The organism is Cyanobium sp. LEGE 06143, from assembly GCF_015207535.1.
Classification (GTDB): Bacteria; Cyanobacteriota; Cyanobacteriia; order PCC-6307; family Cyanobiaceae; genus NIES-981.
Genome location: NZ_JADEWP010000096.1, coordinates 1 through 9,296 on the forward strand (window position 1 = coordinate 1; position 9,296 = coordinate 9,296).

The window sequence follows — 9,296 nt, forward strand, 5'->3', positions numbered from 1 at the left end:
CTCCAACGTTGTGGCTGCCAGCCCACCGTGAGAGCCACCGAGACGCCACTGGGTACAGCCCGCTCCACGATCATGCGCAGGGCTTGGATGTCGTCGCGATCAATCACGGCACTGCTGGAAAGCAGCAACCAGAAGGACTCCTTGACCTCAGACAGCAGGGCCTCGGTGAGGGCCGCAGGAGTGTCGGGGGTTGAGTCGTCACGCAGAGCCCGGAAGAGATCAAACGTGGAGGTGTATCGATCCGCGTAGGCGGCGTGAGAAGACGTCTTGGCGAAAGTCATGGTGACGAAAAACAGAGGTCAGTTGATGGGAAGGCGGCGTCATCCAAGCCATGGCGATCAGTTCTCCGCGCTCACAAATGCGTGGAAACGCTCAGCCAGATCCTGAAAAAAGTGATCGCTCTTCTGAAGCAGAGATTCCCAGCTGTCCTGGGTGGCCTGCCGGAGGCTTTCCAGCTGAACACGGGCCTGATCACGAGCCTGGCGCAGCTCCTCCATCCGTTTCTCGGTTTCATCGCGCAGGTTTTCTGCAACGCTCTGCATGCCCTGCTGCAACTGCTCGATCTGGGCAGACCAGGCCTCGATCTGGGCCTGTTTCTTATCGAGGATCGCTTGGCGAAGCTGCTCATTGGCGAGGGTCTGATCGACCTTGGCGACTTCTTGATGCACTTCGCTTGGGGTGCTCGGCTGCAGTTCGCTGGGGGCAGTGGGCATCGGGGTATGGATGTTGGTGGTGTTCATGGGAGTTCCTCCTGTAGTTCAACGACGGATACGCCCCTGCACATGGCGTGTCGGGGTGCCCCACAGGCAACACCAGGTCATCACTGGAAAGCGTGAAGGCATCACCGAGATCCGCATCTGAAATCCAGATCGAGCGCTCACACGGCTATTGCTACAGCCGCTAGAAAGCACAGATTGTCGATGTGGACTGGAAGCGGATGAGGCGTCCGTTATTTCCAACGTACCACTAACAGCCTCCTTGTCAACACCCCAACTGGAGATCAGTGGGATCCAGAGATAGCTGTTCGGCTCAGATCAGTTGCAAATAAAGCCATCTCGGCGGGCCAGTGGATCGATACAGGCCGACAACCAAGGGGGGCCAGCCAGGCCCAACCTTGCAATTGCCCAACGTTATTGAGAGTCAACACGAGCTTCTGCTGCTCTCACGCGGATCAGGGAGCCACTGTCTGGGAGGCCAGCTGGCTTGACCCTGCAGGCTGCTCGTGCAGTCGTAGAACAGTTGCTGGCTCAGGATCGTTGAAGGTTCAGTTGGTGCCGATCAAGTGAACATCGCGCTGGGGGAACGGGATGGCGATACCCTCTGAATCCAGCCGCTTCTTGACTTGTTCCTGGAAGCCGAAGAAGGCCGGCCAGTAGTCATCCACATTGACCCATGGACGCACAGCAAAGTTGACACTGCTGTCTGCAAGTTCAAGAACACCAATCACAGGTTCTGGGTCAACAAGAAAACGGCCATAGGTCTTTACTTCGTCGGCAAGGAGGGCCTTCACGATGTCAATATCGGCCTGGTAACTGACCCCAAATACGAAGTCGAGGCGCCTGCGGCCAAGGGCGTTGAAATTGGTGATGTTGTCACTGTTCAGCTTGCTGTTGGGGATAATCACAATTTTATTATCTGGGCTCTGCAGGGTCGTGGTGAAGAGCGTCAGCTCCTTGACGGTGCCCATCGTGCCTGCTCCCTCGATAAAGTCACCGATCTGGAAGGGGCGGAAGAAAACCATCAACACCCCTGCAGCAAAGTTCGACAATGACCCCTGCAGCGCCAAGCCGATCGCCAGACCCGCGGCGCCAACAACGGCAATGATGGATGTCGTCTGAATACCCAGCCGGTTCAGGGCAGCGATGACAACAAAGGCAAGCAAAGCATAATAGGTGAATGTTGTCAGGAAACCCACCAGGATCGAATCGATCCTGGGATTGCGGGTCAAGCTTCGCTTGACAATTCGGGAGATCAATTTGGCCAGCCAGCGGCCAATCACAAAAATGACGAGGGCTGCGAGAAGATTCAGCCCCAACTCCACACCAACCTCTTGAGCAAGCGAGAGCCACTGTCGAATGTTTTCCAAGACCTGTTGCATTAGACTCGAAATGATTTAAGCAGTGGTGGTCGCTTGCTGCGGCAATTCCCCAAGAAGCGAAGCAGAGTGTCAGCGTCTCAACACATTACGCGGTTCAACAGATTGAACGGCACGTGCATACCCTGCCCGCCCCCGGTTTCAGGAAAGGCGTCACCCCTCTCATCCCTACACCCAGAAGCCTGAGGACAGGACCAACACGTCGCTACAGCGAGGCCGTCTAGCCGCAGGCTTCTGCGAAGCAGTGGGCTGACGTGCGGAGGCGGATGCACCCGCCGTGGCTGCTTGGCTCCAGCCCGTCATGCAAACTGTTGCACACGGAGACCGGCATCAAAGCAACTCCTTCAGAGCAGGAAGTTGCCGCTTCATGGCCGTGTAGCCCTTGCGGATGATCGCATCGGCCTTGTGAAAATCGAAGATGGCGAACTCAGCCAGAGCCGGCTGAATCAACAGGTCGGGGGCGTGCTCCTTCAATCTGCTGTGGGTGACCTGCTGCTCCATCACATTCAGCGACAGACCGATCACATCAAAAATGTTCGGACTGGGGTCGCCATCGGGAAACCAGCGCTCCGCACCGCCCTGCGACGACTTGATGCGGCGTTTTGACGCCTCACTCGTGGAGCTGGGTGCAGGACCAACGAGTGCCTCCTCAGGGTCCTTGACCCCAGGCAGATCGCCATTGGGCTCCGCGTCTGCGCCGGGGTCCGGACAGTTCAGATTGACCGCAACCACCAGCTCCGCACCCAGGCTCCTGGCCACATCCACAGGAATGGGATTGACGAGGCCGCCATCGACCAGAAAGCGATCTCCATCGCTGAAAGGTGTGAAGACGCCAGGCACTGAAATGCTGGCACGCACCGCATCCACCATCGATCCTGAGCGGAGGTGCACTTCTTCACCCCTGAGCAGATCGGTAGCCACGCAGCAGAAGGGAATTTCGGAGCTTTCGATCCGCATCTCTTGCAGGCGTTCCGAGAGCAATTCGTAGATCTTGTTGCCATCCAGGAGCCCACTGGTAGGAATCACCATGTCGAAGTAGGCAAGCACGTCTTTCCAGTCCAGATCCCGAATCAAGTCTTCGAGGTCATTGAGTTCTCCGGCGCAGTGGAAGGCTCCAACGAGAGCGCCGATGCTGGAGCCGGAGATCATGTTGATCTCGATCCCCTCCTCCTGCAGTGCCTTGAGCACACCGATATGGGCCCACCCTCTGGCTCCACCACTGCCGAGTGCGAGGCCAACCCTCTTCATGCCGATAGAACCACGATCAGAGATTTCAAGGATGCGGCACTGGGCCTCTGGCAGGCTGCCATGGCTGCTTGGTTGGTGAGCCCAATCCTGCCTCGTTCTCAACAGTTTGCAGCCACCAAGCACCCACTGCTGCACAGGAGACGGGCAACAGCAGAAATGCCACCCGGTTCTCTACGACGCAGCCCAGAAAAGTAGGGTCGCTCGCAGAATSAACAACGCTTGTCGAACCAACCACAACCGAGCAGCTCAAGGCCTGAGCGGTCATGGCGGCGATCAGTGGCCGCCGGTGTCACCCTGCGGGTCGGGTTCGAGGCAGGGCCCTCGGGTGCCATCGGCGATCCGCCGCAGACCTCAAGGTGTGGGCAGCGCCGGCCAACTTGCCCCCGGCTTGCTACGAAGGGGGTTCGCCACGTCCGATCCCATGTCTGTAGCCTCGCTCAAGGCCTTCTGCGCCAGCATCGCCGCCGATGACGATCTGCGCAGCCAGGTGCATGCCGCCGCCGGCGTGGATGACATCGTGACGATCGCTGCGGCCCACGGCCATGCCGTGGACAAGACGGTGCTGCTGCGGGAGCACGCCCGCGCCATCACGGCAGCGCCAGATCATGCCCTGGCTGGGATCAACAGCTGGGCCGATGCCCTGATCCATTGCTTCGGCGCCGAGGCGGCTGAAACCGAGACGTGACCCAGGGGAGATGATGAATCGCGGCGCTCACGGTTGTCATCGAGATCCAATCACTGCTTCGCAGAAACATGCGGCTACATGGTGGAGAATCAGAGGAGGCGCAGGAGACAGCGTTGGTACCGAAGAGGGGACGGTAAGGGGCAGCCAGTCCCCACTCTGAAGCTGAATCTGCCGGGGCCGATCCGCCCCACCAGAGTGGTGCCTGGTTGCGCCCGCCGCCGCAGGGCACCGAGATGGACTCCCACACTGTTCGCTTTCTCCTGCGGCCCTGCTGGCTGGGCTGGATCCTGCTGGCTGCCACGCCGCGGGGCGTTCTGGCCATCGCCCTCGGCGATGGCCCCGAGCTGCTCGCCCAGGACCTGCTGCAGCACCATCCCGGAGCCGAAGCGGTCACCGACGATCCCCTGCTTGAAGCCTGGCTGGCCGGGGTGCTTGCCACCACCGAGGCCCTGGCAGCAGAGGCCGTCCCACCGCTCCCGCCACTCGATCTGCGCGGCACGCCTTTCCGCCGGCGCGTCTGGCAGGAGCTGGGCCTGATCCCCACCGGCAGCACCGTGAGCTACGCCGAGCTCGCCCGCCGGCTGGGCGCCCCCCAGGCGGTGCGGGCCGTGGCCCAGGCCTGCGGCGCCAACCCGATCGCCCTGGCCATCCCCTGCCACCGCGTGATCGGCAGTGACGGCTCCCTGCGCGGCTACCGCTGGGGCCTCGCCCGTAAACGGGCGCTGCTGGCGTACGAAGCCGGACGAAACGACCCGGAACAACCTGGTGGCACGACACACCTGAGCAAAGCAGCCTGGCCTGCTGATCGGGCCTAGGCCACAGTCGCGGATCAGGCGATGTCCCAGGTCTCGGCCATGGTCAGGTTCGGGCACCAATCCAATGAGCCAGCCAGGAGCCCAGCCCAAGAAACGTAAAAGGGGGCCCTTCCAGGCCCCATGGGTCATTTGGGTGATAAGGCTGACCTCACCCCATCTCCCTTAGAGATGTCAGGCGGCCACAGGGGCGGGCTGACGGGAGAAACGAACGATGTTGTTCGCTGTTACGGGTTTGCTCTTACCGAGCAGGCTTCAGTCACCCTCCTTATACCCCGTCGAAACCATTGCAGCCCCCTGATGGATCCGCCCCAGGGACGGAACCCTGAACGGGAATGGAGCTGAGCGGAATCGAACCGCTGTCCGAAGCACTGGTGTGAGCCACCTAGTCCGGCCGAAACCGGACTCAGCCATTGTGGCAGCACCCAAGCGCCGGTGCAGAGGTGGGCATCACCGAACCAGGGGGCGACAGCATCGAGGGCATCGCGGTGGTGCCCCCCGGCCTGGAGGCCCCGGCCGCAGAGGAGCTGATCGCCCTCGGCTGCCGGGCCGTGGCGCCCCTGCGGCGGGCCGTGCGCTTCCGCAGTGACCTGGCCGGCTACTACCGCCTGCACCTGCAGGCCCGGCTGCCCTTCCGGCTGCTGCGCCAGCTGGCCAGCTTTCCCTGCCACGGCCGCGACGACCTCTACGACGGGGTGCAGCGCGCCGTGGACTGGGCCACCTGGCTGCCCCCCAGCGCCAGCTTCCGCGTGGACGTGAGCGGCACCGCCCCGGGCCTGAACCACAGCCACTACAGCGCCCTGCAGGTGAAGAACGCCCTGGTGGACCTGCAGCGCCAGCAGTGGGGCCAGCGCTCCTCGATCGACCTCGAGGCCCCGGACATCAGCCTGCACCTGCACCTCGGCGGCGGCCTGGCCAGCCTCAGCGTGGATGGCAGCGGCAGCAGCCTGCACCGCCGCGGTTACCGTGCCGCCGTGGGCCTGGCGCCCCTGAAGGAAAACCTGGCCGCCGGCCTGATCGCCCTCACAGGCTGGGATGGCCGCCGCCCCCTGGCCGATCCGCTCTGTGGCAGCGGCACCCTCCTGATCGAAGCGGTGCGGATGGCCCTGGGCCGGGCGCCGGGCCTCGGCCCCGAGGGGGCCCGCTCCTTCGCTCTGGAGCGCTGGCCCGATGCCCAGAGCGCCCTGTGGCAGCAGGAGGTGCGGGCCGCCAGCGCCCTGGCCCGCTCCTGCCTGGCGGATCAGCAGCCCCTGGCGCCGGTGCTCGGCCTGGAGCAGGATCCCGCCGTGCTGGCCCAGGCCCAGGCCAATGCCGAGGCCGCGGGGGTGGCGCCCTGGATCCGCCTCAGCGGCGGCGACTGCCGCGACTTCATCCCTCCCGAGCAGCCCGGCGTGCTGGTGTGCAACCCCCCCTACGGCGAGCGCCTCGGCCACAGCGATGCATTGGAAGGCCTTTACGGCGATCTCGGCCGCATGCTCAAGGAGCGCTGCAGCGGCTGGGATCTGTGGCTGCTGAGCGGCAATCCCGAACTCACCGGCGCCCTGAAGATGAAGGCGAGTCGCCGCATCCCGATCAGCAATGGCGGCATTGACTGCCGCTGGCTGCACTACGCCATCCGCTAGCGGCCCAGCAGGGCCCGGGTGGTCTTGGTGAGACCGGCGGTGGTCTGGGGCAGGTAGGGGCCCTTCATCAGGCCCCCGCCGATGCGCAGGAAGACCCCCGCCAGCACCACATTCAGCCCCGCCACCGCCAGGGAGCTGTGGATCCAGCTGAGTCGCAGCCCCTCGTGGAGCCACAGCAGCAGCGCCAGCTCCGCCCCGATCAGCGACAGCAGCATCAAGGTGAGCCCGCCGCTGAGCAGCAGGGCCCCGGTGATCAGGCGCCGCTTCTCGCTGTCGGCCTCCTGCAGCGCGATGCGCACGTGCAGGTCCATCACCGAGGTCATCAGCGAGCCGATGCGGCCCATGGCCACGCGGGCTCCGCCGTTGCGCCGCTCGCGCTCGCCGAACTGTTCCTCCGTCATGCCGAGCGCCGTCCGGAGGAGAGCAGCATCCCCACCAGCACCCCCACCCCGGCGGCGATGCCGACCGCCAGCAGCGGGCGCTCCCGCACCGGCTTCTCCAGCCTTGGCCGCAGGGTGTCGTTGAGGTCGTCAAGCAGGCCTTCGAGCTGCTTCTCCAGCGGAGCCAGGTTGTCGGCCAGCCGGCCGGTCTGGGTGCCGGCCACATCCAGCAGCTCCAGCAACTGGCGCCGCACCACGGTGGCGGTACGGCCGGTCTGGGAGGAGATCACCTCAGCCACCTCGTCAAAGCTGCCGCGGGTGGCCTCCAGGGTCTGGCGGGCCACCTGGGGCCACTCCCGCTGAATCGTGGGCATCAGCGCCTCGAAGCGCTCGCGGAAGGTCTCCTGGTGGGCGTCGGGCTGGCCTGCCGCTTCGGGCTGCTGCTGGAGAATGGGCTCAGGGGTCTGGGGCTCGGAGAGCTGATCCAGCGGTGGGGTGCCGGTCATGGGCGCAGCGGGCCAGTGTTGCCTTCAAGCTAAGGACGGGCTTGTGAAACCGGAACCCTCCGCTACATTTCCCGTGCTCGGCGCACGGGCCTGTTGGTTCACATCAATCAGGTCGAGCTCACCCAGTTCAAGTCGTTCGGCGGATCGATGGCGATCCCGCTCGAAGAGGGCTTCACGGTGGTCACCGGGCCCAACGGCTCCGGCAAGAGCAACATCCTCGATGCGGTGCTGTTCTGCCTCGGCCTGGCCAACAGCCGCGGCATGCGGGCCGAGCGGCTGCCCGACCTGATCAACAGCGCCATGCTCAAGGCGGGGCGGGCCGCCGAAACCTCGGTGAGCGTGCGCTTCGACCTGGGCGACTGGCAGCCCGATGGTGCCGAAGCCGGCCTCGAGGCCCCCGCCGAGGGCCCCTGGATCCACACCGGCCAGACCAGCTGGACCGTGAGCCGCCGCCTGCGGGTGGCCCCCGGGGGCACCTACGCCAGCAGCTTCAGCGCCGATGGCGTGCCCTGCAACCTGCAGCAGCTGCAGACCCAGCTGCGGCGCCTGCGGGTGGACCCCGAGGGCAGCAACGTGGTGATGCAGGGCGATGTGACCCGCATCGTGTCGATGAGCGCCCGCGACCGGCGCGGCATCATCGACGAGCTGGCCGGCGTGGCGCTGTTCGACAGCCGCATCGAGCAGAGCCGCACCAAGCTCGACGACGTGCAGGAACGGCAGGAGCGCTGCGGCATCGTGCAACAGGAGCTGCTCAGCAGCCGCCAGAAGCTGGAGCGCGACTGCACCCGGGCCCGCACCTATCAGGCCCTGCGCCAGCGGCTGCAGGAGGGGCGGCTGCAGGAGCAGGTGCTGGCGCTGGAGGCCGCCCGCACGGCCCTGCGGCAGCTGGTGAGCCGCCAGCAGGCCCTCACGACCCAGCAGGCCGGCGACCGTCTCGCGATCGCCGAGGCGGAAACCGTGCTGCAGGCGGCGGCCGCCGCCCTGGAGACGCTGCAGGCTGAGGTGAAGGCCCTCGGGGAAGACCAGCTGCTGGCCGTGCAGGCGGAGCTGGCGGGCCTGGAGGCCGGCAGCCGCGAGCTGGCCCGCCAGGCAGACCAGCACCAGCAGCAGGCCGAGGCTCTGCAGCGCCAGCGCCAGGAGCTCAGCCAGCGCCAGGGGGAGCTGCGCCATCAGCAGCTGCAGCTCGACAGCGCCGCCGACCAGGCCGAGCTGGAGGCCGCCGAGGCCGGCTGCCGCGCCGCCGAAGCCGCCGTGGAGCTCTCGCGCCGCCGCCTCGGCGAGGTGGCCGGCCGCTCCGGCAGCTGGATGGAGGAGCAGAAGCAGCGCAGCCTGCGGCGCCAGGAGCTGGGCGCGGCCAGCAGCCCCCTGGAGGCCGAGCAGCAGCAGCTCAGTGAGCGCCTGCGCCAGAGCCAGGAGCGGCTGGCGGAGCTGGAGGCCCAGCGCCAGCAGGAGGGCAGCACCCAGGTGAGCGCCGAGCAGCGGCTGGACCAGGCCGAAAAGGAGTGGCACGGCCTCAGCGGCTCGGTGGCCAGCGGCCAGCAAGAGCTGCAGGAGCTCGCCGAGGCCTTTGCCCTGCAGCAGCGCACCCGCAGCCGGCTGGAGCAGGAACAGGGCCAGCTGGAGCGGGAGATCGCCCGCCTCGACAGCCGCCGCGACACCCTGCAGGAGAGCCGCGGCACCGGCGCCCTGCGGGTGCTGCTGGAGGCCGGACTGGAGGGTATCCATGGCCCCGTGGCCCAGCTGGGGGAGGTGGAGGAACGCCATCGCACCGCCCTGGAGGTGGCGGCCGGAGGCCGCCTGGCCCAGGTGGTGGTGGACGACGACCGCATCGCCGCCCGGGCGATCGAGCTGCTCAAGCAGCGCCGCGCCGGCCGCCTCACCTTCCTGCCCCTCAACAGGATCCGCTCTGGCGGCAGCCAGGGCAGGGGGGGGAGCGGCTCGGCGGCCC

The 9,296-nt window shown here is 65.9% G+C and carries 9 protein-coding genes and 1 pseudogene; 4 read left to right on the top strand and 6 right to left on the bottom strand.

What is annotated here, in order from left to right; all coding sequences use genetic code 11:
• The 4 genes and pseudogenes from IQ216_RS08035 to IQ216_RS08050 form a co-directional block, all read right to left on the bottom strand.
• Positions 1-281 (bottom strand): annotated as a pseudogene (locus IQ216_RS08035) (hypothetical protein); the annotation flags it as partial.
• Between the two features lie 57 nt (positions 282-338).
• A complete protein-coding gene (locus IQ216_RS08040; protein WP_228007281.1) occupies positions 339-740 on the bottom strand; it encodes a hypothetical protein in 402 nt (133 codons plus the stop codon).
• Positions 741-1,264: 524 nt separating this feature from the next.
• Entirely contained in the window at positions 1,265-2,098 is an 834-nt protein-coding gene (locus IQ216_RS08045) for a mechanosensitive ion channel family protein (protein ID WP_193815071.1), read from the bottom strand.
• 327 nt (positions 2,099-2,425) lie between these two features.
• On the bottom strand, positions 2,426-3,478 hold the full coding sequence (locus IQ216_RS08050) for a patatin family protein (RefSeq protein WP_370566668.1): 1,053 nt from the start codon (positions 3,476-3,478) through the stop codon (positions 2,426-2,428).
• 286 nt (positions 3,479-3,764) lie between these two features.
• On the opposite strand from IQ216_RS08050, the gene IQ216_RS08055 reads away from it, so the two are divergent.
• From IQ216_RS08055 to IQ216_RS08070, 3 genes are all read left to right on the top strand, one after another.
• Entirely contained in the window at positions 3,765-4,028 is a 264-nt protein-coding gene (locus IQ216_RS08055; protein WP_186698608.1) for a Nif11-like leader peptide family natural product precursor, read from the top strand.
• 233 nt (positions 4,029-4,261) lie between these two features.
• On the top strand, positions 4,262-4,843 hold the full coding sequence (locus tag IQ216_RS14565) for a methylated-DNA--[protein]-cysteine S-methyltransferase (RefSeq protein ID WP_193815072.1): 582 nt from the start codon (positions 4,262-4,264) through the stop codon (positions 4,841-4,843).
• 440 nt (positions 4,844-5,283) lie between these two features.
• Complete coding sequence (locus IQ216_RS08070; protein WP_193815073.1) at positions 5,284-6,462, top strand: THUMP domain-containing protein; 1,179 nt, start codon at positions 5,284-5,286, stop codon at positions 6,460-6,462.
• Here the strand turns inward: IQ216_RS08070 and IQ216_RS08075 are convergent.
• Together IQ216_RS08075 and IQ216_RS08080 are read right to left on the bottom strand one after the other, a co-directional pair.
• On the bottom strand, positions 6,459-6,863 hold the full coding sequence (locus IQ216_RS08075) for a phage holin family protein (RefSeq protein WP_193815074.1): 405 nt from the start codon (positions 6,861-6,863) through the stop codon (positions 6,459-6,461). The two genes, IQ216_RS08070 and IQ216_RS08075, sit on opposite strands and share 4 nt — an antisense overlap.
• Positions 6,860-7,348 carry a DUF883 family protein gene (locus IQ216_RS08080; RefSeq protein ID WP_193815075.1) on the bottom strand — a complete coding sequence of 163 codons (489 nt, stop codon included), beginning with the start codon at positions 7,346-7,348 and terminating at the stop codon, positions 6,860-6,862. The genes IQ216_RS08075 and IQ216_RS08080 overlap by 4 nt, the downstream gene beginning before the upstream one ends.
• Positions 7,349-7,441: 93 nt before the next feature.
• Here IQ216_RS08080 and IQ216_RS08085 point away from each other — a divergent pair.
• Positions 7,442-9,296 (top strand): AAA family ATPase (locus IQ216_RS08085; protein ID WP_193815076.1); only part of this gene is annotated, 1,855 nt, incomplete at its 3' end.

Excerpts from the sequence above, each read along its gene's own strand:
- IQ216_RS08045 (WP_193815071.1), bottom strand. The coding sequence starts at position 2,098 with ATGCAACAGGTCTTGGAAAACATTCGACAGTGGCTCTCGCTTGCTCAA.
- IQ216_RS08040 (WP_228007281.1), bottom strand. The coding sequence starts at position 740 with ATGAACACCACCAACATCCATACCCCGATGCCCACTGCCCCCAGCGAA.
- IQ216_RS14565 (WP_193815072.1), top strand. The coding sequence starts at position 4,262 with ATGGACTCCCACACTGTTCGCTTTCTCCTGCGGCCCTGCTGGCTGGGC.
- IQ216_RS08055 (WP_186698608.1), top strand. The coding sequence starts at position 3,765 with ATGTCTGTAGCCTCGCTCAAGGCCTTCTGCGCCAGCATCGCCGCCGAT.
- IQ216_RS08075 (WP_193815074.1), bottom strand. The coding sequence starts at position 6,863 with ATGACGGAGGAACAGTTCGGCGAGCGCGAGCGGCGCAACGGCGGAGCC.
- IQ216_RS08080 (WP_193815075.1), bottom strand. The coding sequence starts at position 7,348 with ATGACCGGCACCCCACCGCTGGATCAGCTCTCCGAGCCCCAGACCCCT.